Source organism: Celeribacter sp. SCSIO 80838, assembly GCF_056498065.1.
The window spans coordinates 1,309,861-1,332,871 of the sequence record NZ_JAZKMA010000001.1 but is presented as its reverse complement, the minus strand read 5'-3'; the positions used below and the strand labels follow the sequence as shown (position 1 = coordinate 1,332,871).

Here is a 23,011-nt window from a genome sequence, read left to right as displayed (position 1 = left end):
CCAAGGTCGGAGCCGCAGCCGCGTCCTGATAGGCCGGTCCGAAAATCAGCATGTCGCGCATGGCGGAAATATCGACGCCGTCGCGGATCAGGTTGAAGAACCAGCCGCCATCGTCCGTGTCGCCATACATCACCGTGCCCACGAGCCGCCCCTCCTCGATCACGAGGCGCTTGTAAATCGCGGCCTGCGGATCGGAATAGGTGATGCATTCGCGGCCCTGCGCCTCGCGGAAATCTCCGGCGGAGAAAAGATCGCAGCCGGTGACTTTGAGCTTGGTCGACACATCTTTGTTGACGAAGCTCGCGGGCAGATCGCGCAGCGTTTTCGCCAGAACCTTGGCCTGATCGAAAAGCGGTGCGACGAGGCCAAAGAGCGCCCCGTCATGTTCGACACATTCGCCAAGCGCAAAGATGCCGGGCGTGGAGCTACGAAGTTGATCGTCAACCACGACGCCCCGGTTGGTCTCGATACCGCACTCCCGCGCAAGGGAGATCGAGGGGCGGATGCCCACGGCCATCACCAGAAGATCGCAATAGAGCATACGCCCGTCTTCGAGCAAAAGCGAGCGCACACGGCCTTCGTCGCCTGCGATGATCTCTTTGGAATTCGCGCCACAGATCACCTCGATGCCGCGCGCCTCAAGCGCCTCTTGCAACAGGGTTGCTGCGGGACCATCGAGCTGACGCTCCATCAGATGATCGGCGAGATGCACAACGGTCACATGCGTGCCGCGCGCGGCCATGCCCGCCGCCGCCTCAAGCCCCAGAAGCCCGCCGCCGATCACAACGGCACGCCCGTTCGGTTTTTCAGCCAAACGGATCATCTCTTCGGTGTCCTCAAGATCGCGATAGGCGATGACGCCGGGCATCTGATGGCCAGGCAGCGGCACGATGAACGGGGTCGAGCCGGTGGCGATGACAAGCTTGTCATAAGGCACTTCGCCGCGTTCACCGAACACGACGCGCCGCTCCGGGTCGATCCGTGTGACGCGTTCGCCGAAGCGGCAGCTCACGTCATGGCGAGCATACCAATCGTCGCCATGGGTGACGATCTCGTCATAACTAAGCTCCCCTGCCAAAACCGGTGACAGCATAAGCCGGTTATAGGTCCCGCGCGGTTCGGCGTTGAAAAGCGTGATGTCGAATGCCTCCGGCGCCTCTGCGATCAGATGATCGAGAAGCCGCCCGGTGGCCATACCCGCACCGATGATGACAAGCCGTTCCGCCATATCTTTACTCCGCCGCGATGGCCTTCGGTTCAGGCTTTTTTGGTTTTGCGCCGTGCTCATATTCCTCAAGGAAATCGAGCACGTCCTGCCGGTAGGCATAATAATCCGGGTGCTCCAGAAGCGCCTTGCGGGTGCGCGGACGCGGCAGGTTCACTTCGGTGATCTTGCCGATTGTGGCCTGCGGCCCGTTGGTCATCATCACAACGCGGTCGGCCAGAAGGATGGCTTCGTCGACATCGTGCGTGACACAGATCGCGGTCACTTTCGTGCGTTCCCAGACCTCCATCAGCACCTCCTGCAACTCCCAGCGCGTGAGACTGTCGAGCATGCCGAAAGGCTCATCGAGCAGGAGGAGTTTCGGCGACAGGGCAAAGGCGCGGGCGATGCCCACACGCTGCCTCATGCCGTTGGACATTTCCGAGGCGGGCTTGTCCATAGCGTCAGCGAGCCCGACCCTTTCAAGATAATATTCAATGACGTCCTGCCGCTCGGATTGCGACGCGCCGGGATAGACCTTGTCGACACCAATGGCCACGTTCTCCTTCGCAGTGAGCCAGGGAAACAGGTTCGGCGACTGGAACACCACGGCACGTTCTGGATCGGCGCCACGCACCTCGAAGCCGTCGAGTTTGATCACCCCTTTCGAGATATCGTTGAGCCCAGCGGCCATGGTCAAGACGGTGGATTTGCCACAGCCCGAATGCCCGATCAGCGAAATGAATTCGCCGCGGTTCAGTTTCAGGTTGAAGTCCTCCACGACCGTCAGCGGCCCTTTCGGGGTCGGGTAAATCTTGTGGAGGCCTTCGAAGGTGAGGAATCTCTGCTCGATAAGTCCCTCTTGTGCTTTTTCCACCGCCACGGGCACCTTTTGGTTGTGGATCGCGGTGATCCCCGGCAGCTGTTTGAGGCCTTCCGCCTTGGCCTTGATGCCCACATCCATGAGATAATTGGTCACGGCCGCGCGCAGGTGGTGGAAGGTCTCGTCATGGTTCATCTCGGTCCGGTCACGCGGACGCGGGATGTCGACCTTGAACTCTTCGCCAAGCGTCCCGTCGGGATTGAGCGCAATGATCCGGTCGGCCAGAAGGATCGCTTCATCCACATCGTTGGTGATCAGAACGCAGGTCTTCTTGTCGGCGTCCCAGATGTGTTCGATCTCGTCGGCGAGGTTCGCCCGCGTCAGCGCATCGAGCGCAGAGAGCGGCTCGTCGAGCAACAAAACCTCCGGGTTCATCGCCAGAGCACGAGCCACGTTCACACGTTGCCGCATCCCGCCCGAAAGCTCTGCCGGACGGCGCGTTTTGGCGTGGCTCAGCCCCACCATCTTGACGTAATGATCGACCTTTTCCTGTTGTTCGGCTTTCGAAAGCCCCGGAAAAATCGCATCCACGGCCAAGGCGACGTTCTGATCGACGGTGAGCCAGGGCATCAGCGAATAATTCTGAAAAATCACGCCGCGCTCGGGGCCGGGGCCGGTCACCGGCTGGCCTTTGAACGTCACGGAGCCGGTGGAGGGCGTGTCGAGCCCGGCCATCAGATTGATCAGCGTGGTCTTGCCGGAGCCGGAGAACCCGAGGAGCACAAGAAACTCGCCCTCCTCGACCGAAAGATTGATGTTCCGGAGAACCTGGGTGCGGTGCAGACCCTCACCATAGCCCTTGGACACGTTGTCGAAAGTCAGGAAACCCATGTCGATCACCGGTTGTTCGTGAAGGTGAAGAGGGATTGCAGCGCATACATCACGCGGTCCAGAAGGAAGCCGATGATGCCGATGGTGAGCACGGCGACGATGATTTTTGCCAAGGATTGCGAGGAGCCGTTCTGAAATTCGTCCCAGACGAATTTACCAAGACCGGGGTTCTGCGCCAGCATTTCAGCGGCGATCAGCACCATCCAGCCCACACCCAGAGACAGACGCAAACCGGTGAAGATCAGCGGCAGGGCGGAGGGCAGAACGAGCTTAGTGATCTTGGACCAGGTGCCCATTTTCAACACTTTGGAAACCGACACGAGGTCCTTGTCGATCGACGCCACACCCAGCGAGGTGTTGATCAGGGTCGGCCACAGCGAACAGAGCGTCACGGTGATGGCCGACACAAGGAAGGATTTCGCGAAAAGGCCATCGTTTGTCGTGTAAAGCGCGGAGACCACCATGGTCACAATCGGCAGCCACGCCAGCGGCGAGACGGGTTTGAAGATTTGCACCAGCGGGTTGATCGCAGCGTTCGCGTAAGGAGAAAGCCCGGCGAGAATGCCCAGCGGAATGGCAATGGCAGACCCGATCAGGAAGCCGAAGAAGACGGTTTTGATCGAGGTCCAGATTTGCTCGTAGTAAGACGGCGAGCCGGTGTAGGGAATGTCCTTGACCTTATCCATCTCCCCCGCCGCGATGTATTTCGCGTTGCGCGCTTCGACGCGCTCAAGGAAGGCGGCCTTTTTTTCGGCCTTGGCGATGGCGTCGTGATGCAGGTTCACCGCCTCTTCCCACACGGCCGAGGGGCCGGGGATGGCGCCCAGAGAGGTCTGAACCTTCGGCGCAAGCGCGCCCCAGAGCATCAGGAAGCCGACGATGGCCAGAACCGGCACACCCAAAAGTTTCCAGATTTCCTTGGCTTGCGCTTTCGGGTTGTCACCGGCGAGCGCTTTGAGGATCGGCGTCATCCAGGAGAGACCCAGAACCTGAAACCAGGCATCGGCCTTGTTGATCCGGGTGAAAAGTTTGGCGCGACGATCCTCGCGCGCCTTGCGGGCGGCCTCGGCGTCGAGCGCTTGGGGGTCGATGGCGGTCATGGCGGGATCCTCGCATCAGAGGGTGGAAAAAGCGGGGCACGGCGGCCCCATGGAGATGTCTGGGATGTCCCGGGCGCGCACTAAGGGTTCCGCACCGGGAGCTTATTATCGTTGTCTGGGGTGGGCGGAGCTTCGGGACGCCGCCCATTTGGTCAGATCAGGCGGGCTCAGCCTTTGACTTCGGTGCCCACGACCACTTGCTCGCCTTTCAGGCCGATCGGCAGGCTGTCGAGATAGGCGTTGGGCGCTTTGCCGTCATAGGGGATGCCGTCGATGATATCCTCGGCAGGCGTCGGCGCTTTGTAGCCGTCGCTGTCCCAGGGGAAGTCGGCCTCATTCGCCAAACCTTCGTCTACGAGGAGACGGGCGGCTTCGAGGTAGATCTCCGGCTTGTAGACGGATTTCGCAACTTCATCGTACCAGCTATCGGGCTTGGCTTCGGCGATCTGGCCCCAACGACGCATCTGAGTCAGATACCACACGGCGTCGGAGTAGAACGGATAGGTCGCATTGTAGCGGAAGAACACGTTAAAGTCGGGAACCTCGCGCTTATCGCCTTTTTCGTATTCGAACGTGCCGGTCATGGAGTTCGCGATGACTTCCGGATCGGCGCCCACATAGTCCGGGCGGGACAGAATCTCGACGGCTTCCTGACGGTTGGCGTTGTCGTTCTCGTCAAGCCACATGGCCGCACGGATCAGCGCCTTAGTCACGGCAAGCGTGGTGTTCGGATACTGCTCGGCGAACTCGGCGGTGATGCCGAAGACTTTCTCCGGGTTGTTTTTCCAGAGCTCATAATCGGTGATGACCGGCACACCGATGCCTTTGAACACGGCCTGCTGGTTCCACGGCTCACCCACGCAGTAGCCATAGATCGTACCGGCCTCCAAGGTGGCGGGCATCTGCGGCGGCGGCGTCACGGACAGGAACACATCCGCGCCGATCTGACCGGTGATGTTGTCGGTGGAGTAGTAGCCCGGGTGCAGACCGCCGGCGGCCAGCCAGTAGCGCAGCTCGTAGTTGTGGGTCGAGACCGGGAAAACCATGCCCATGTTGAAGGGCTTGCCTTCGGATTTGTATTTCTCAACGACCGGCGCGAGGGCGGAGGCGGAGATCGGGTGTTGCACTGTCCCGTCCGCATCCACGGGGATGTTCGGTTTCATCTCTTCCCAAACCTCGTTCGACACGGTGATGCCGTTGCCATTCAGGTCCATGGAAAACGGCGTGATGATATGGGCTTCGGTGCCAAACCCGATGGTTGCGGCCAGCGGTTGACCGGCCAGCATATGCGCGCCGTCGAGCGTCCCGTCGATCACGCCATCGAGGAGAACCTTCCAGTTCGCCTGGGCTTCGAGCGTCACAAAGAGACCTTCGTCGTCAAAGAAGCCCTGCTCATAGGCCACCGCGAGCGGCGCCATGTCGGTCAGTTTGATGAACCCGAAGGTCAGCTGGTCTTTTTCCAGATCGAGCATCTCGGCCCAACCGGGGGCTGCGAGTGCCGTCGTGGCCGCGAGGCCGAGAAGAAGCTTTTTCATCCGTGTGTCCCTGTTACGATGAAAATACAAAAAAGCCGCCGATAGACCGCCAGGGAGGAGAAGGGGCGATCTATCGAGCGGCTTTGCTCGGTGTCCCGATCACCGGGACTATCATGCATCTGTCCCGATCATCGGGACGGAATTTCGTATCGCGGCATCGTTGCCTTGCGATACCCCACATATGCCGGGAATCACGCTGCGGACGCAAAGCCTCTGACGGTTACGCACAGACGAAAATGCTGCAACCGCACCAAGATGCAAAAATTTTGTGCATCATTCTCCAGAAGGATCAAAAACGCGCCCGTCGAAAAACTGATTGCGTGTCAAAATCAAATGCCCTGCCCCCGAGGCAACCGGAGTCGGCGCGCGCAAAGCCCCCTCGACTTTCGAGGATGCCCCCGGCAAATCGGCGGAAGTCTGCGCCAGAGCCTGTCGATAAAGATCCGAACGGAATACAGCCCGCGCCACAGTGCGCGCCTGAGCCCGCTCAAGCCCTGTGCGGGCGGCAAGCTGTGTGCCGATCCATTCCGCCTGCGACCGCCACGGGAAGGTGGCAGCGCCGTTGAAGAAGTCGAGAAACCCCTCGACGCGCCGGGTCTCGCCGGTCGGGGAAATCACGATCTGGCCGGACAGCGCGCGCTCCAGCATCTCGGAGGGAAGATCGAGATATTCCGGTCGGCCCAAAAGCTCGGAGGCGAGCGTGCGGCTGTCGGGCGAGCCAAGCCAGCGCCCCGCACGCCACACCGCCCGGATCAGCCGCCCCATCAGCGCGGCTTCCTGTTCGGCCCAGTCGCTGCGCACCGCCAAAACCTTTTCCGGGGCTGCGGACCAGATCGCCGAAGTCGGAAGCAACAGCTCCCCCACCCCGTTGTCCACCGCTTTCGATCCCCAAGGCTCGCCGACGCAAAAGGCGTCGATCTCGCCGGTGGCCATGGCATCGGCCATCAAGGGCGGCGGCACGGTGCGAATGTCGACCGATTGCGGTGCAGGCAACCCCAGCGCGGAGAGCCAGTAATACAAAAGCTCGGCATGCATCGAAAACGGGAAAGGCACACCGATCCGAAGCCGCCCTTTGACGGCCGCGATCAGAGCCTTGCCCGCCGCCTGCGCGTCATTGAAGGCGAAATCATGCCCCTCCTCGCGCAAACGGGCGGCGAGATCGTTGGACACACCGATGACATTGCCGTTCATCGACAGAACCGAAACCGCCGTCAGCTTGGCCCCTGCGCCCCCTAACCCCAAAGCCGTTGCGACCGGAACCGGCGACAGCATATGCGCCGCCTCGACCTGCCCAAAGCTCAGCATATCGCGCACCGAGGACCACGACGGCGCGCGCCGCAGATCGAGCGCAATGCCCTCTTCGGCGGCAAAGCCCATCTCCTGCGCCACAATCAGCGGCGCGGCATCGACGAGCGGGATGAACCCAACGGACAGCACCGTACCTTTCATCCCAAAAGCCCCGCCGCCGTCACCAGAGCCTGCGCCACATCGGCCACGCGTTTGCCCTGATCCATCGCCGCCTTGCGCAGCATGGCATAGGCCTCGTCCTCACCGATGCCTTTTGCACGCATCAGCATACCCTTGGCGCGGTCGATCACCTTGCGTTCTTCGAGCGCCTTCTTGGTCTCGGCCAGCTCGGTGCGCATCCGCTGAAACATCCGAAACCGCACGATGGCGGCGTCCATGATCGGCTTGACCCGCTGCGCCTTCAGCCCGTCGACCACATAGGCCGACACGCCCGCCTCAATCGCGGCGGTCGAAAGCGCCTCGTCCGTGCTGTCGACAAACATGGCGACCGGGCGGTCGAGGGGACCTGAGGCCAGCGCCAGTTCCTCCATCGTATCGCGCGAGGGGTTTTCGATGTCGATCAGGACGATATCCGGATTGCGCGCCTGAATTTGCCGCGCCAGACCATTGGGATCGTTGATAACGGAAATGTCGAATTCTCCGGCGGCGCGCAGGCTGTCCACGATCAGCTGGGCGCGGGTACGGTCGGTTTCGACGACGATGACGGACAGGCGAGCACTCATGGGGCCAGATCGCGTGAAGCAGGATGGAAAGTAAACGATTCCCGCATAGTGGAACTCGTAATGAGCCGAAATCAGATCAATGTCTGCCTAATTTTTAGGACGCGGCGATGAATTCGCCAGCATCTCACATTTTCCCAGCCCACATCCCAAGGCACCAATCCCGCATCGCGGAGAGCTCCGCCGCCACGGGTTCGGCGAAGTCACCGGCATAGGCCTGAAACGCTCCGAAATTCTTTCTGTTGACGCCGAGCAGCACCGGAATGCCTTCGGAAAGGGCGGCAGCGATCAGATCGCGAAAGCCGCGCCCCTCGATCTCTTGCTTACCGAATTTGTTGATCAGCACCAGTTCCGCCCCACCCTCGAGCGCGGTTTCGGCATGATGTACGGCACGTTCCAACCCGTCCGGGTCGAGACGGCAACCGCTCGCCAGAGCGCCGAGGCTTTGGGAGATCGTCACACGCTCGCCCGAAGGCAGCAGCCGAAGCTCCATCCGGCATTTGACCTGGTTTGGAAGTTCGCTGTTGATCTGCACCGCGCCGATGACCCGCCGCCCCTCGGCCTCGAACCCTTCCGCAAGCTCCGCCAGCAAGCGATCCGTACCGCCACGGTCTTCCGTCATCACATAGCCGAGCATGGCCTGCCCCTTGATTTGCCCTGCCCCCGGCATACAGAATGGCGGGCAAGAGCAAAAGCCCTATGGAGGGACCCCGATGAGCAGCTATCCCGGCGTCATTCTCGCAGGTGGCGAAGGCACCCGCCTCGGCACGGTCGACAAAGGTCTTGTGGAGATCGGCGGCGCGCGTCTGATCGAAAGGGTCATCGACCGGCTTGCGCCGCAATGCGCCACTTTGGCGATCAGTGCCAATGGCGACCCGAAACGCTATGCCGAATTCGGCTATCCGATCATCCCCGACGCCACGGCACAAATGCAGGGGCCTCTGGCCGGTGTTCTCGCCGGGCTAGACTGGGCGGCGACGAAAGGTTTCGAGGCGATCGTGACGGTCGCCACCGACACGCCGTTCTTCCCGACCGATCTTGTCGCCCGCCTGTCGCAGGTGTCCCGGCCCGAGGGGTTTGGCATCGCGGTCACAGAAGAGGATGGCAAAACGCGCTGGCATCCGACCTTCGGGCTTTGGCCGGTGAGCCTGCGCGACGATCTGCGCGTCGCGCTGGCCCGGCATCAGCGGCGCATGGTGCAATTCGCGGAAAGCAAGGGCGCTGTGCCGGTTCTGTTCGAGAGCCCCACGCCCGCAGAACTGTTCTTCAACATCAACACGGCCGAGGATCTGGCGCAGGCCGAAGAGATGTTGGCCCGCGTCTGATCACTTGCGCCGGATCAGGTAGGCCTGGCGCGCACCGCAATCTTCCATGCCGAGATAGTCATGCCCGGCCTCGTTGCAGAAATGCGGCACGTCGATCACCGCGGCCGGATCGGAGGCCAGAAGCAACAAGATCTGCCCCGGCGCCATGGCCAAGAGGCGCTTGCGGGCCTTCAGCACCGGCAAAGGACAGATCAGCCCGACCGCGTCCAGTTCTTCGTCCCAATGTGGCATATTCTCAGACATCATGGCCGAGGCTTAGGGCGCCCCCGCCTGTCTGTCCAGACGCCTTCGACGCCCCTCAGCCTCGCAGGCCACGCGCCTGACGCAGGGCCGGATCGGGAAACAGATAGGTCTCCTCGAGCCGCGTCCTGAGATACTCCGCCGCCTGAACCGGCGGATAATGCGCGGCCCCGGTGCGCGGCAGGGGCGCGATCACGCTGTCGGGATTCGGATCGAGATAGAAGGCCGCCAGCGTCCGGGGCCGGACCGGAGGCAACAAGCGATGCGGCAGGGAACGGTATTGATCATTGGTCCAGCGCATCAGCCCTTCCCCCACCAGCACAAGCAGCGCGCCAGGGATTTCCGGCACATCGCGCCACTGCCCGGATCGGCTCAGATATTGCACCCCTCCCGTGCCATCGGTGAGCACCACCGTGAGCGCCCCGTAATCGAATTGCGGCTGATTTCCGGGGGGCATACCCTGTGGCCAGGTGGGGTAATGCGACAGGCGCAGCGTCGCCATCGGATCGGTGAAATGCGGCTGGAAAAACCCCTGCGGCAGATCGAGATCGCGCTCGACGCCGCGCATCAGGGCGCGACCGAGCCCCAGCATCTCCTTGTAATAGTCGCGCATGACATCGCGAAACATGTCATCCTCCGGCCAGAGGTTCGGCCCCCGGAACGGCTCGCCTGCCTGCACGCGCGGATCGCTCTCCGGGAGATCCAGCCCGAGGCTGAAACTTTCCTTGGCCAAAGGCGTTCCGGACGCGCCACCGAGCATTTCGACACCCGAGGCCGCCCAACCGCGATTGATCGGCGAATGACGGATGTCGAGCGACGCCTTCTCCGCCTCTGGCAAAGCAAAGAAACTCTCGGATGCGTTCAGCACCTCGCGCAGAAGTCCTCGCGGGATGCCGTGTTCGGACAGCAGGAATACGCCTTCGTCACGACAGGCCTGCCCCACCTGTCTTGCAAATCCGAGCGGGTCCTTGCCCGAGGCCTGTAGTCGAAAATCCAGTAAAGGTATCATTTGAAAATCTCTCGAATGGTCACCTGCGCCTCCTCCTCCCAAATGATCCGCAGGCCGATCATCGGGTCGGTTCAGGATACATGCGCGATGCCCGCCCGGAGAGCACAACCCAAGGGAGAACGGCTTGAAAATTCAAAAATGGTCAAAGCACGGGCTGTTTTTCACCCACAAGATCAAATCCGGTGCAGCCCCCGTGCGGCAGCCTGTCGCAGATGCGCACAGGTTCAGACGAGAGCGTGCATCGCATGCGGAACATAATTTGTCAGAACGGTAAAAAATCCTTCACAGAACCATCACATTCCCCCGGCATCTGATCGCCTGTGCAAAACCGGTCGGTTTCCCGGCCAGAGACGTTTTGCGCCTCTTCCAAACGGGGAGGCACCGCGCGCCACAGACAGGGGGCGCCTCAGATTGACAGGCCCGAAGCGGGTCCAGACCGGAGACGTGACATGAACACGATGAAGATCACGGCGGCCGCCGCCGCTTTCGCCCTCGCGGGCACCGCAACCTTTGCGGAAACCGAGATCACCTGGTGGCACGCCATGGGCGGCAACCTTGGCGAGACCGTCAACAAGATCGCCGAAGGCTTCAATGCCTCGCAAGACGAGTACAAAATCACCCCGGTGTTCAAAGGCTCCTATGAAGAGACCCTGACCTCCGGCATCGCCGCCTTCCGCGCGGGCGAGCAACCGAACATCATGCAGGTGTTCGACGCCGGTTCCGCCACCGTGATCGGCGCCAAGGGCGCGACGGTTCCGGTGCAGGATCTGCTGTCGGAAAACGGTGTCGATTTCGACATCAACGCGTATATCCCGGGCGTGCGCTATTTCTACGCCGACAACCAGGGCAAGATGATCGGCATGCCGTTCAACTCCTCCTCGCCGGTGATGTATTACAACGCCGACGCGCTGACCGCCGCTGGTGTCGAAGTGCCGACCACCTACGAAGAATTCGAAGAGATCGCGCCCGCGCTCAAAGAGGCCGGTTACATCCCGCTCGTTCAAACGCACCTGCCGTGGGAATTCGTCGAGAACTTCCATTCGCGTCACAACCTTCCGTTTGCGACCAATGCGAACGGCTATGAAGGCGCTGAAGGCACCCAGATCCTCGTCAACTCCGACGAGATGAAAATGCACTTCACCAAAGTCAAAGAATGGCTCGACGAAGGCTATTTCGGCTTCTTCGGCACCGGCTGGGACGACAACCAGGCGCAATTCGAAGCTGGCAAAGCGGCGATGTACATCGGCTCTTCGGGCGATTTCGGCGGCCTGACCAAGAAAGACCTGCCGTTCAAATGGGGCTCCTCCTACCTGCCCTACTGGGCCTCGATTACCGAAGAGGGCTACCAGACCTTCATCGGCGGCGCGGCTCTGTTCGCGATGTCCGGCAAATCCGCCGAAGAAAACAAGGCGACCGCCGAGTTCTTCCGCTATCTGACCTCCCCGGAAGTGCAGTACATGTGGCACCGTGAAACCGGTTACGTTCCGATCACCACCGCCGCTTATGAGCTGGCGAAAGCCGATGGTCATTACGACCGCTTCCCGGCTGCTGAAACCGGGCCGAAACAGCTGATGCTTGCCGCCGGCGAAAACACCCGTGGCTACCGCATGGGCTTCTACGTCCAGATCCGCGACGTGGAAAACCGTGAACTGGGCCGCTTCCTCTCCGGCGAAACCTCCATCGAAGACGCGCTGTCGACGATCGAGAAAGAAGGCAACGAACTTCTCGCCCGTTTCGCCAAGACCCAAGGCTAACGCCAGTCTTTACACCTTCTCTGACGGCCGCGTCCTCGCGGCCGTCAGGCTTTTGCGAACGGTCCTCCCCGTGAAAGGTCCCCTCATGAAGCGCGCAGGCTTTTCCTCCCGCTGGCTGCCGATCCTCCTTCTGGTGCCGCAGCTTTCGATCATTCTTCTGTTTTTCTACTGGCCCGCGGCCTATGCGGTAAAATCCTCGTTTTACCTGCAAGACCCGTTTGGTTTTGGGCAAACCTTTGTCGGGCTGGAGAATTACGCATCGCTATCCAAATCTGCCGAGTATTTCAAAGTCACGAATTTCACCGTGATCTTCACCGTGCTGGTGACGTTTTTCTCGCTGGCGCTGGCGCTTTTACTGGCGGTGAAGGCGGATAAGGTGATCCGGGGGGCCAAGACCTATCGTACGCTCCTCATGTGGGTCTACGCGGTGGCGCCGCCGGTCGCGGGCTTTATGGGGCTGCTGCTCTTCAACCAACGCTGGGGGCCGCTCACCGAATTTTTCGGCATGTTCGGTTGGGAGTTCAATCTGCGCGCGGATTATTTCGACACGGCCTTTGTCATGGTCGTCGTCTCCGTCTGGAAACAGGTGCCGGTGAATTTCATCTTCTTCCTCTCCGGGCTTCAGAGCATTCCGAAATCCGTGCGTGAGGCGGCCTTGATCGACAACCGCTCGGCCTCTGGCCGGTTTTGGGACGTGACCTTTCCGCTCCTGGCTCCGACCGGGTTTTTCCTCCTGATCATCAACATCACCTACGCGCTCTTCGACACCTTCGGCGTGATCGACACGCTGGTGAAAGGCGAGCCGGCAAACAACCCGATGACGCTGGTCTACAAGGTCTATATCGACGGCTTCCGTGGCAACGACCTTGGCGGATCGTCGGCGCAATCAGTGGTTCTCATGCTCTTGGTGCTGGCGCTGACCGTGTTCCAGTTCCGCATGGTCGAAAAACGCATTCATTATACGTGAGGCAGCACAATGGCTGACATCTCCCTCTCCACCACCACGCCCATCGTGCCCCGTCGCCGCTTTCGCTGGTCCACGCTGGTGGATCACGCGGTGCTCATCACCGGCGCGCTCATCATGTTCTTTCCGCTTCTGGTCATGCTGCAAACCGCCTCGACTCCGGATATCGAGACCTCGAAATACGGTCCCGGCTTGTACTTCGGCACTCAGCTCGACGACAATTTCCGCAAAGCGATGTTCGAGGCCTCCGGGTTTTCTGGCGACAACACCGGGCTTGCGATGTTCAAGAACTCGCTGATCCTCGGGCTTGGCTTTGCCATCGGCAAGATCGTCATCGGCATGATGGCCGCTTACGCCATCGTCTATTTCCGCCTGCGGTTCGCCACCTTTGCCTTCTGGCTGATCTTCACAACGCTTCTCTTGCCGCTCGAAGTACGCATTCTGCCGTCCTACGAGATCACGCAAAAGCTCGGCCTTTTGAACACCTACACCGGGCTGATCGTGCCGCTGATCGCCTCGGCGACGGCGACGTTTTTCTTTCGGCAGTTCTTCCGCTCCGTCCCCGAAGAGCTGGTCGAAGCCGCGCGGATCGACGGCGCAGGGCCGGTCAAGTTCTTCATCGACATCCTCGTGCCGCTCTCGCAAACCATGATCGCCGCGATGTTCATCATCATGTTCGTCTATGGCTGGAACCAATATCTCTGGCCCACGATGATCACCACGGACGAAGGCATGTACACCCTCGTGCGCGGCATCAAGCGGATCGTTCAGGTGCTGCAAGGCGGCAATGAAATCCCCGAATACGGGCGCGCGAACGTCTTGGCGATCATCGCCGTTCTGCCGCCCGTCGCCATCGTCATCTTCTTCCAGAGCTGGTTCGTCAAGGGCCTCACGGACTCCGATAAATAAGGACACACACAATGGCTCAGGTCACTTTGGACTCCGTCCGCAAAGTCTACCCCAACGGCGTCGAGGCCGTCACCCCCGCAAGTTTTCAGATCAAAGACGGCGAATTCGTCGTGCTGGTCGGCCCCTCCGGCTGCGGCAAGTCCACACTCCTGCGCATGATCGCGGGGCTTGAGGACATCACCGACGGCGCGCTGTCCATCGGAGATCGCATCGTCAATACGCTCGATCCGGCGGATCGCGACATCGCCATGGTGTTTCAAAACTATGCGCTCTACCCGCATATGACGGTGCGCAAAAACATCGCCTACGGCCTCAAGAACCGCAAAACGCCGAAAGACGTCATCGCACAAAAGGTCGATGAGGCGGCGAAGATGCTCAACCTGACCGAATACCTCGACCGCAAACCGGCGCAGCTTTCCGGCGGTCAGCGTCAGCGCGTTGCCATGGGCCGCGCCATCGTGCGCGATCCGGCGCTGTTTCTGTTTGACGAACCCCTGTCGAACCTCGACGCCAAGCTGCGTAACCAGATGCGGATCGAGATCAAAGCCCTGCAACGGCGTCTTGGCGTCACTTCGATCTACGTCACCCACGATCAGGTCGAAGCCATGACCATGGCCGACCGCATCATCGTGTTGAACGGCGGTAAGATCGAACAGATCGGCACGCCCTCGGAGATTTATCACAACCCGGCCTCGACCTTTGTCGCCTCCTTCATGGGCGCGCCGCCGATGAACCTTATCGGAGCCGAGATTGTGGACGGCAAGCTGTTCTTCGCCGGGCTGAAACTGCCGCTTGCGACGAAAATGCGCGGGCCGGTGACTTTGGGGCTCAGGCCCGAGGATCTGATCATCGACGCGCATGGTCCTTTGGCGATGGAGGTTGAGCTGATCGAAGAGTTGGGCGCGCATCGGCTTTTGCATGGCCAGATCGACGGCCAACGCCTCACCGTGCATCTGGCGAACGACGAAAGCGTCGCGCTTGGCCCCCTACGCCTGTCGTGCCACCCTCAGAACCTGTGCCTGTTCCATCCGGAGACCGGCAAGCGCATGGAGACCTCGTTTTCCCTGAACCTGAGGGACCAGAACCTGACGGAAGAACGCGCATGATCTCGCTTCTGGACACCCTCCCCCCCGTCACTGAGGCCCAGCGCGCGGCGCTTCTCAACGCCCCGCGCACCGCGGACGCCCATCGCGCCATGATGGCCGAAGTTCTGGCGATGAACGCGGTGCAGATCGGCGGGACGGCGACGCAAAAGCGCCTGCCCGCAGAGATCACCGTGGCCGCATGGAATGTTGAACGCTGCCTGTTTCCCAAAGACACCGCCGCGCATCTGATGCCCTTGGCCCCCGATGTGGTTTTGCTCTCCGAAGTCGATCACGGCATGTCCCGCACCGGCCAGCGCCATACCACGGCAGAGATCGCCGCGGCTTTGGGCATGGGCTATGCTTACGGTGTCGAGTTTTTCGAAATGGGGCTGGGCGGCCCGACCGAGCGGCATTTCTGTGAAGACGACGTCAACGCGCTGGGTTGGCATGGCAATGCGGTGCTCGCCAAAGTGCCGTTCGACAAGGCGACCCTCATTCGTCTCGACGATCATGGCCATTGGTTTTCCGAGGCCAGCGGTGCCGACCCGGACCAGCCGCGCTTGGGCGGGCGGATGGCGATTGCAGCCGTGCTGCCGACAGAGGCGGGCGAGATTTGCGTCGTTTCCACCCATCTGGAAAGCAATGCCGGTCCTGCACATCGCCACGCCCAGTTCGAAATTCTGCTCGACGCCGTGGACGACTTTGCGCCGGGAGCGCCGGTGCTGATCGGCGGCGATCTGAACACCGGCAACCACATCCCACCCAACTTCGACCATCTCGATGAGTCGCTGTTCGATCTGGGTACGGCACGCGGCTACGACTGGGACTTCACCGCCCCCGGCATGACCACACGCCCGTCGCTGATCACGCCGCACCCGGAGCGCGTGATGAAACTCGACTGGATCGCGGCGCGGGATATGCATTGTCTCGACAAGGGCGTGCTGTCCTCGCTCGACGCGAACCATCGTCCGCTCGCGGATCACGATTGCGTCTGGGCGCGGGTCGGGGTCTGACCCTCAGGGGCGGACGAGCAAAAGATCGAGGCTCGCCCGCACCCGCTGTTTCAGCGCTTCGGCTGTTTCGCCGGTAAACATGTAGCCACAGCTCAGCGTGACGGAATACATCGAGATCGCCCGCATCCGGGCCTCCTCCGGCGAGAAGCCCGTCGCGGCAAACTGGCGGGCGAAAAATTCGAGACGTTCGGCATCGACCTCGGTCAGCCCGGCACGTACCGCCGCATCGCTCTGGCTCCATTGCCGCATCGCCACCTCTGAGGCGATGTCGTAATCGCCCAATGTGACGAATTCGGCGACATGCCAGATGCGATCTTCGGGCCGCGTGTAGCGCTCTTCGACATGACGGATCAGCCCGGTGGTTTCCCGCCCGCGCCAATAGGCGAAGAGAGTGTCGAGAAAATCCTGTCTGTCCTGGAAATGCCAGTAGAAACTGCCTTTGGTGACCTTCATCGCCTTGCAGACCTGATCGATCCTAAGCCCCCCTGGCCCGGTTTGGCCGAGGATCGCCAACCCCGTATCGAGCCAGTCTTCCTTGCTCAAACGGTCTTCCTTCATCCGCCCCGAGTTGGAGCCGACCTTTCGCGTCTTCCCTGAATCCGTCATCTGACTGCTCCCTGTTGCGTTCTGCGAAGAGGTCTCGCGTCGCTTTTCGCCTGTTTTTAGGGCAATTTCACCGCCCGGCCAACCAGAAGAATATTATTTTGCAAGTCTATACCAAATAGTATTGACTCAAATTCCATCTCCGCAAATGTCTATACCATTAAGTACGGAGAATCGGCGCGTGAAACAACCAGATGAAGCCAGTCAGCCCTGCGGCGCATGCGCCGTCTGTTCCTGTCATGGTGACAGCCGTCTCTCCGTCCCGGAACATCCCGCACACGCACAGGCTGGAAAGGACCAGAGCATGAGCATCATTCTGACAGAGAAAATCGCAACGCCCGCGGCTTGGGTCGCCCAGGATTTCGACCGGGACGACAGTTGGGTTCACATGCTGAGCGCGGAACAAATCGCCGCAATCGACGCCGCGCTCGCCGGGCTGAAGGACAAGGGCCTGTCTTTCCCGCATTTCACCCGCGCGGATTTCCCCCTCGGCCCGCTCGAAGCGGAACTGGCACACTGTGCCGACGAGTTGGAAAATGGGCGCGGTTTTCTCGTGCTGCGTGGGCTGCCAATCGAAAACTACAGCGATGCGGAGATCGACACGCTCTATTTCGGCATCGGCCTGCATCTCGGTGAGCCGGTGGGCCAGAACCCGCGCGGCGATCTGATCGGCAAAGTGATGGCGGTGGGCGACGCCAAGAAGAAAGACACCCGCGTCTACGAGACCAACCTCTACCTGCCCTATCACTCCGATCCGTCCGACGTGGTCGGGCTCTTGTCGGTGCGCAAGGCACGCGAGGGTGGGCTCAGCAGTCTGATCAGCGTTGCGTCGATCTACAACGTGATCCTTGAAGAGTACCGCGAATTCCTCGGGCTCTACTATCGTCCTTGGTATTTTTCGCATCTCTGCGAGGACACCCCGTCGCTGTCGCCGATCTTCAGCTTTCACGAGGGCAAGCTGAGCTGTCGTTACCTGCGGCAATATCTCGAACTCGGGCATGAGATCATGAACCAACCGCTTTCCAAGGTCGAAATCGAGGCGCTGGACCTGTTCGATGCGATCATCGACACGGATGCGCTGCGGCTCGACATGATGCTGGAGCCCGGCGATCTGCAATTCGCCAACAATTACGCCGTGCTACATTCGCGCAACGCCTTCCTCGACCATGACGAACCGGAGAAAATGCGCAAGCTGCTACGGCTCTGGCTGAAGATGCCGAACGCCCGGAAACTTGCTCCGGAATTCCCCGGACGCAACGGTTTTCCGCTGCCCGAAAAAGCGGCATAAACGGCCCACCTGAGTGCGCCGGAAATTGCGCCCCGTCCTTCCGGCGGGGCCTCAATAAGGGAAATATACCGTTATTGCGGTGCAGAATAAGCCTCAAAAGACCACCCTCCTGCCAGGATAAGGCCACCCAGAAAGCCCGGCTGAAAATTTGAGCACCACAGATATATCGCCTCAACATCATGAATAAAGTAAGAAAATTTAGATCTGACAGGACATGCAAAACGGTCAGACCGGGAAATTGCAGCGCAGAATGATATCCCCTCTTCCCCCAAGGCTCATCTGTCGTAATATTCACTTAATTCCGTCCGCAGAGACCGGAACGCCAAAAGCCCTGCAACGACGGGGCACACACACGCATCAGGGAAACCACATGAAACACCTATTGCCCGCAACCGCACTGTCGCTTCTGCTCGCAGGCCCGTCTTTCGCCGAAACCGTGCTGACAGTCGCGAACTGGTTGCCGCCGTCGCACCCGCTCGTCTCCGAAGTGATCGTGCCGATGACCGAGGAAATCGCAGAGGCCACCGGCGGCGAAGTGGTCACCAATATCCTGCCCGCCCCGCTCGGACCGCCGGGCGCGCATTTCGATTTCGCGGTGAATGGCGTGGCCGACATCACCTTCTCTGTGCAGGGCTATACGCCGGGCCGGTTCAAGACCACCAACATCGCCGAGATCCCCTTTCTGAGCGACAGCGCCGAGGTGACCTCCGTCGCCTATTGGCGCACCTGGGACGCGATGCTCAAGGACGCGGGCGAATACGATCAGGTCAAGGTGCTTGCGGTTTTCACTCACGGCCCGGGCGAGATTTTCCTGAAAGACACCGATCCGACGGCAGTCGATCTGATGAAGGGGCAGAAAATCCGGGTCGGCGGCGGCATCGTGCACGAGATCGCCACGAAACTCGGCGCCGTGCCGGTCGAAGGCCCGTCCTCGAAAGCCTATGAACTTTTGTCCCAGGGGGTCGCCGACGGCATCCTGTTCCCCTATGAATCGGTCAGCTTCTTCGGCCTGATCCCGCAGCTCGACATCGGCGTCTCCGTGCCCGGCGGACTCTACAACACCTCTTTCTACATCGTCATGAACAAGGCGAAATACGACAGCCTGACGCCCGAACAGCAGGCGGCGATCGACAGCGTGACCGGCGAGCATCTGTCCCGCATGGCCGGCCAGATGTGGGACCGCGTCGATGCGGCGGGGCTTGCGGCAATGGAAGGCAAGATTGCCGTCACCCCCGCAACCGAGGAACAGATGGCCGCGTGGAAAGAAGACCTTCAGCCGATCATCGACGCGAAACTCTCGCAAGTGTCGGAAACCGGCGTCGATGGCCCGGCGGCCTATGAAATGATGCTCTCCGAGATCGCCAAGCTCTCGGCGGAATAATCCGAAACAGGGTCCGGAGAACCGGGCCCTTCCTCCCACAGCGGAACAGCCTCACGAACGCCTTTCGGGCGGATGGCTGAGGCTTGTCTGCACAACCGAACAAAACACCATGACAACGCACCCCTTCGACATCGCCGTGATCGGCGCGGGCAATATCGGCACCGCCATGGCGGCGCTTTTGTCACGCTCCGGCGCACACATGCATCTTGTCGCCCGTGGCGCACGGCTGTCCGAGGTCCGAGAGCACGGTGTCGTACTGGATGACCGGGGCGATGTAATCCACGCCCGCCCCATGACCGAAAGCGCACTCACCCGGCCAATGGACGCGGTGTTTCTCTGCGTGAAATCGCAAAGCCTTGCGACCGCGGTCCGAGACAATGCATCAGGGATCGGGCCGCACACATGGGTGATCCCGATGGTCAACGGCCTGCCCTTCTGGTTCTTCGCAACACCCCATGACATGGGTGACATCCCCTATCTCGATCCGGAGGGCGATCTCGCCGCGCTGCTGTCGCCGAGGCAAATTCTGGGCGCCGTGCTTCTGATGACCGTGCGGATGGAGGGAGATCGTGCACTCTCATCGAACACGCCGACCTTGAGCCTCGGGCCGGTCACCGACGGGGTGGACAGGAGCCGTCTCGCTTCCCTGATCGAAACGCTCGAAGCGGGTGGCGTACGTACGGATCTGAGCGAAGACATTCGCCAGAAGGTCCTCGTCAAACTCCTCGCCAATCTCGCCACCAACCCGTTGACCGCCCTGAGCGGTGCAATGCTCGAAGAGGTCGGACAGACGCCCCTGCTACGTGAAATCTCCACGCAACTCGCCACCGAGTTTCGCAACTGGACAACCACCCGGGGGTTCGATCTGCCCGAGAATGACTGGCTGGTCGATCTCATGATCGACGCAGGCCCCTTCCCGACCTCGATGCTTCAGGACGCGCTGGCGGGACGGGCGCTCGAGCTCGATGCGATCTGCCGCGCGCCTCTTGCACTCTCCCGCCGTGACCGGATGGGCATGCCGCTTCTGGCCCGGCTGATCGCGGAGGTCGAAGCCCATGACACACTCCCCCTGTCCGAGACCGCCCTCCCTGAAGCCCTCGACAGGCTTCTGCCAAACACAGACTTTTCGAAAGGATAAGCCATGACCGAAGCCGACCTGCGCGTCCAGCTTGCCGATTTCTACCATCTGGTGAGTCATCTCGGCTGGACCGAACTGATTTTCAACCACATCTCCGTGCGGCTGCCCGGCGAGGAGCACGCCTATCTGGTGAACCCGATGGGGCTGCATTACGATGAGGTGACGCCGGAGAACCTTCTGGTCGTCGGCGTCGATGGCAAGCTCAAGCGTGACAGCCAATACAAGCCCAACCCCGCAGGCTTTGCACTTCATGGCGTCATCCATGAGCACCGCCCCGATGTAGGTTGTATCGCGCATACGCATACGACACCGATCTCCGCCATCGTGATGAAAGAGGCGGCAATCGATCATAACAATTTCAACGGCGCACAGCTTTACGGTCGCGTTGCCTATCACGACTTCGAAGGCATCACGATCTATAGCGACGAACGCGACCGGATGCTCGAGAGCCTTGGCGACAAACACGTTCTGGTGCTCAGGAACCACGGCATCGCGGTCTGTGAGGCGGATATTCCGCTGACGTTCTTCCTGTTGTGGACCGTGCAGCGCGCCGCCGAAATTCAATGCGCCGCCGCTGCGATCCCAGGACCGAATGTGCAACTGCCCGAGACGGTCAAGGCGAAATGCGCCGAAGACGCCCAGCGTCTCAAGGACAACGCCGCATTTGCGACGCTGCTCTTCGATGCCATGGTGCGCAAGATGAAACGCGAGCGGCCGGAGTTCGCATAAGCGCGCAGGGATGGCAAGCGGTGTGATCCGTGCAACAGGCCGTATTCGGTGTCGTTCGCGTCAGAAATCGCCTCTTCGCCATCTTTTCCCCGGATGATGTTTCACCGGGCCAAAGCTCCCCTCGGCATCAATGCGCACCTCGGGCGTCCCGCCGTCAAACAATGTGGCCGAATGGATCGCGCCCCCTCGCGTAGTTTACGGGCAAACCGCTGCCGGTCAGCGGGAGTGCTGAATCTCGTCCACGATCCGTAAGCCAATGGCCAGCGCTTTCGGAATCCAAATGTGGTCGATGATGTCATACGTGAGTGGCACGCGACCTCTCAGCCCGGATTGAGGATGCGGGCAGCCTGACATGATTGTCTCGGGCAATGCGGCGGATCTGACTTCGCACACCATCCTGCGATGGCGCTCCAAGCACCGGAATGAGTGGCACGACAGAGCACACCGGGAAAGCCATTGCTGAACCGTTTTGTGGAGAACCGCAACGGACCTATGCGTGACGAACAGCTCAACGAAACCATGTTCCGCAACCTTGCCCATGCCCGCGTTGCAATCGCCACCGGGCAACCGACGACAACACCGAACGCCCGCATCCGGCTATAGGTTACGAGCCTCCGGCAGACTACGCACGGACACTGAACACCGCAGTCGCCCGCCCCGCTGCGCGAGATGAAAATCCCGCACGTCGGGCGATTTCTCACCTCGCCCCAAATCGCGCTAAGACCTGCCGGACGCCAGTCGCGAATGGATGAACGTTCAGTGGCAGATCACCCGCCGCAAGCACTTTGGCCAAGTGACGCTGGACCGCCATCGCGAAACATGTCTTTGCTCCGCAGCCGGTCTTTATTGTCACGATGCGTTTTTCGACTTTCGAAGCTGAAGGCGCAAATAGTAGTCAGCAAGCGCGTCTGGCACATCGACGCGGATGCGTTCGTGCCACGAAATGAGGTAATAGGCTGCCGCATCTGCGATGGAAAATTCGCGAAATAGAAAATCCTTTTCACCGAGCTGTTTTTCCAACCTTGCGAAACCGGCTCGGACGATCTCTTTGCCATGCTGTTGCAACTCTTCTTGGGCTCCAGCATCGCAAACGAATTTTTGTGGGAGCATGGCAAAGACGGAACCGCGCATGTGCAATCCGGAAACGATATGTTCGGTAAGTTCCATCACGCGAACCTCTTCGTCCAGTGTCTCGGGCAAGAGTTTCGCCTCGGGAAAACTCTTTGCAAGCCAGTAGGCGATCACCGGAAATTCCGTGAGAACCGATCCGTCGGGCAACATGAGAGCGGGGACTTTGCCTTTGGGATTGAGAGCGAGATACTCGGGGCTACGATGAGCTCCTGATTTCAGATCGGTCGTCTCCAATTCATAGGATACGCCAATGTCGTCCAACAAAAAGCGAATGCCCTCGGAACATGATCCCGGCGAATGGAAAAACTTCATGGTGTGCCTCGTCTCAGGAGTGACTTTCGATAGACCGCGCATCTCAGCCCGAGAAGCACAAATCACGAAAGTAATCTGTCCACAACATGGACAATAGATGCTTCACATCTTGCCGCGTCCCTTTTCACATTGTTTTGTGCACGAAAAGGGAGAAAATTATGACGCATCGCCGCCAGATTGGCTCCCAGATCGGTCCAGTGCCGACCCAGCCCCCTGACTTCGGGCGGCCATGAAACGTAGATTTAGTGACGAACAGATCACCGGGTTGATCAAGGAATACGAGGCCGGGGTGAAGACGCAGCACCTCTGCCCGAAGTACGACATCAGCGATGCGGTGTTCTACAAGTAGCTGCCATTGAGAGCGCCATTGGTTCAAGCGACAATGGCGACGCCAAGTTTGGCGGCATGAATGTGTCAGACGCAAAGAAACTGCGCGTTCGTGAGGATGAGAACGCCCGGCTGAAGCGGATGCTGGCCGAAGCGATGCTCGACAACGCGGCGTTGAAGGATCTGGCGACGAAAACGACATGATTTTTAAAGCCGCTTAAAG

Annotated in this window: 20 protein-coding genes and 3 pseudogenes; 12 read left to right on the top strand and 11 right to left on the bottom strand. The window is 60.4% G+C overall.

What is annotated here, in order from left to right; translation table 11 throughout:
- Window position 1: 1 nt before the first annotated feature.
- From V1475_RS06680 to V1475_RS06650, 7 genes and pseudogenes are all read right to left on the bottom strand, one after another.
- Window positions 2–1,228, bottom strand: a pseudogene (locus tag V1475_RS06680) (NAD(P)/FAD-dependent oxidoreductase); the annotation flags it as partial.
- 4 nt (window positions 1,229–1,232) lie between these two features.
- A complete protein-coding gene (locus V1475_RS06675; RefSeq protein ID WP_479412108.1) occupies window positions 1,233–2,918 on the bottom strand; it encodes an ABC transporter ATP-binding protein in 1,686 nt (561 codons plus the stop codon).
- Window positions 2,919–2,923: 5 nt separating this feature from the next.
- Window positions 2,924–4,018: an ABC transporter permease gene (locus V1475_RS06670; protein WP_479412107.1), complete on the bottom strand. Its 1,095-nt coding sequence runs from the start codon at window positions 4,016–4,018 to the stop codon at window positions 2,924–2,926.
- 167 nt (window positions 4,019–4,185) lie between these two features.
- On the bottom strand, window positions 4,186–5,553 hold the full coding sequence (locus V1475_RS06665; RefSeq protein WP_479412106.1) for a CmpA/NrtA family ABC transporter substrate-binding protein: 1,368 nt from the start codon (window positions 5,551–5,553) through the stop codon (window positions 4,186–4,188).
- 273 nt (window positions 5,554–5,826) lie between these two features.
- Entirely contained in the window at window positions 5,827–7,002 is a 1,176-nt protein-coding gene (locus V1475_RS06660; RefSeq protein ID WP_479412105.1) for a CmpA/NrtA family ABC transporter substrate-binding protein, read from the bottom strand.
- On the bottom strand, window positions 6,999–7,583 hold the full coding sequence (locus V1475_RS06655; protein ID WP_479412104.1) for an ANTAR domain-containing response regulator: 585 nt from the start codon (window positions 7,581–7,583) through the stop codon (window positions 6,999–7,001). Before V1475_RS06655 ends, V1475_RS06660 begins: the two co-directional genes overlap by 4 nt.
- A 124-nt stretch (window positions 7,584–7,707) precedes the next feature.
- A complete protein-coding gene (locus tag V1475_RS06650) occupies window positions 7,708–8,217 on the bottom strand; it encodes a DUF2478 domain-containing protein (RefSeq protein ID WP_479412103.1) in 510 nt (169 codons plus the stop codon).
- Between the two features lie 76 nt (window positions 8,218–8,293).
- On the opposite strand from V1475_RS06650, the gene mobA reads away from it, so the two are divergent.
- Complete coding sequence (gene mobA / locus V1475_RS06645) at window positions 8,294–8,905, top strand: molybdenum cofactor guanylyltransferase MobA (protein WP_066702133.1); 612 nt, start codon at window positions 8,294–8,296, stop codon at window positions 8,903–8,905.
- On the opposite strand, the gene V1475_RS06640 is transcribed toward mobA, so the two are convergent.
- Together V1475_RS06640 and V1475_RS06635 are read right to left on the bottom strand one after the other, a co-directional pair.
- Window positions 8,906–9,151 (bottom strand): sulfurtransferase TusA family protein, encoded by a 246-nt coding sequence (locus V1475_RS06640; RefSeq protein WP_238379675.1) that lies wholly within the window; start codon window positions 9,149–9,151, stop codon window positions 8,906–8,908.
- 52 nt (window positions 9,152–9,203) lie between these two features.
- The gene (locus V1475_RS06635; protein ID WP_096806560.1) at window positions 9,204–10,154 is read right to left on the bottom strand and encodes an isopenicillin N synthase family dioxygenase; all 951 of its coding nucleotides are present in this window, start codon (window positions 10,152–10,154) and stop codon (window positions 9,204–9,206) included.
- A gap of 449 nt (window positions 10,155–10,603) precedes the next feature.
- Between V1475_RS06635 and V1475_RS06630 the strand changes: the two genes are divergently transcribed.
- The 5 genes from V1475_RS06630 (at window position 10,604) to V1475_RS06610 (ending at window position 15,879) form a co-directional block, all read left to right on the top strand.
- A complete protein-coding gene (locus V1475_RS06630) occupies window positions 10,604–11,908 on the top strand; it encodes an extracellular solute-binding protein (RefSeq protein WP_479412102.1) in 1,305 nt (434 codons plus the stop codon).
- A gap of 85 nt (window positions 11,909–11,993) precedes the next feature.
- The gene (locus V1475_RS06625; protein ID WP_479412101.1) at window positions 11,994–12,875 is read left to right on the top strand and encodes an ABC transporter permease subunit; all 882 of its coding nucleotides are present in this window, start codon (window positions 11,994–11,996) and stop codon (window positions 12,873–12,875) included.
- A 9-nt stretch (window positions 12,876–12,884) separates the two neighbouring features.
- Entirely contained in the window at window positions 12,885–13,781 is an 897-nt protein-coding gene (locus V1475_RS06620) for an ABC transporter permease subunit (protein WP_479412100.1), read from the top strand.
- An 11-nt stretch (window positions 13,782–13,792) separates the two neighbouring features.
- Entirely contained in the window at window positions 13,793–14,887 is a 1,095-nt protein-coding gene (locus tag V1475_RS06615) for an ABC transporter ATP-binding protein (RefSeq protein ID WP_479412099.1), read from the top strand.
- Window positions 14,884–15,879: an endonuclease/exonuclease/phosphatase family protein gene (locus V1475_RS06610; protein ID WP_479412098.1), complete on the top strand. Its 996-nt coding sequence runs from the start codon at window positions 14,884–14,886 to the stop codon at window positions 15,877–15,879. The genes V1475_RS06615 and V1475_RS06610 overlap by 4 nt, the downstream gene beginning before the upstream one ends.
- Before the next feature lie 3 nt (window positions 15,880–15,882).
- On the opposite strand, the gene V1475_RS06605 is transcribed toward V1475_RS06610, so the two are convergent.
- Window positions 15,883–16,485 (bottom strand): TetR/AcrR family transcriptional regulator, encoded by a 603-nt coding sequence (locus V1475_RS06605; protein ID WP_479412097.1) that lies wholly within the window; start codon window positions 16,483–16,485, stop codon window positions 15,883–15,885.
- A 301-nt stretch (window positions 16,486–16,786) separates the two neighbouring features.
- Between V1475_RS06605 and V1475_RS06600 the strand changes: the two genes are divergently transcribed.
- From V1475_RS06600 to V1475_RS06580, 5 genes and pseudogenes are all read left to right on the top strand, one after another.
- Window positions 16,787–17,770: a TauD/TfdA family dioxygenase gene (locus V1475_RS06600; RefSeq protein WP_479412096.1), complete on the top strand. Its 984-nt coding sequence runs from the start codon at window positions 16,787–16,789 to the stop codon at window positions 17,768–17,770.
- 370 nt (window positions 17,771–18,140) lie between these two features.
- Window positions 18,141–19,151: a TRAP transporter substrate-binding protein gene (locus V1475_RS06595; protein WP_479412095.1), complete on the top strand. Its 1,011-nt coding sequence runs from the start codon at window positions 18,141–18,143 to the stop codon at window positions 19,149–19,151.
- A 109-nt stretch (window positions 19,152–19,260) separates the two neighbouring features.
- Window positions 19,261–20,289 carry a ketopantoate reductase family protein gene (locus V1475_RS06590; protein WP_479412094.1) on the top strand — a complete coding sequence of 343 codons (1,029 nt, stop codon included), beginning with the start codon at window positions 19,261–19,263 and terminating at the stop codon, window positions 20,287–20,289.
- 3 nt (window positions 20,290–20,292) lie between these two features.
- On the top strand, window positions 20,293–21,018 hold the full coding sequence (locus tag V1475_RS06585) for a class II aldolase/adducin family protein (RefSeq protein WP_479412093.1): 726 nt from the start codon (window positions 20,293–20,295) through the stop codon (window positions 21,016–21,018).
- Between the two features lie 252 nt (window positions 21,019–21,270).
- Window positions 21,271–21,770 (top strand): annotated as a pseudogene (locus tag V1475_RS06580) (integrase core domain-containing protein); the annotation flags it as partial.
- Between the two features lie 97 nt (window positions 21,771–21,867).
- Here the strand turns inward: V1475_RS06580 and V1475_RS06575 are convergent.
- Window positions 21,868–22,461, bottom strand: coding sequence for a glutathione S-transferase family protein (locus V1475_RS06575; RefSeq protein ID WP_479412092.1), 594 nt, complete (start codon window positions 22,459–22,461; stop codon window positions 21,868–21,870).
- Between the two features lie 229 nt (window positions 22,462–22,690).
- On the opposite strand from V1475_RS06575, the pseudogene V1475_RS06570 reads away from it, so the two are divergent.
- A pseudogene (locus tag V1475_RS06570) lies at window positions 22,691–22,983 on the top strand (transposase); the annotation flags it as partial.
- Between the last annotated feature and the right edge of the window lie 28 nt (window positions 22,984–23,011).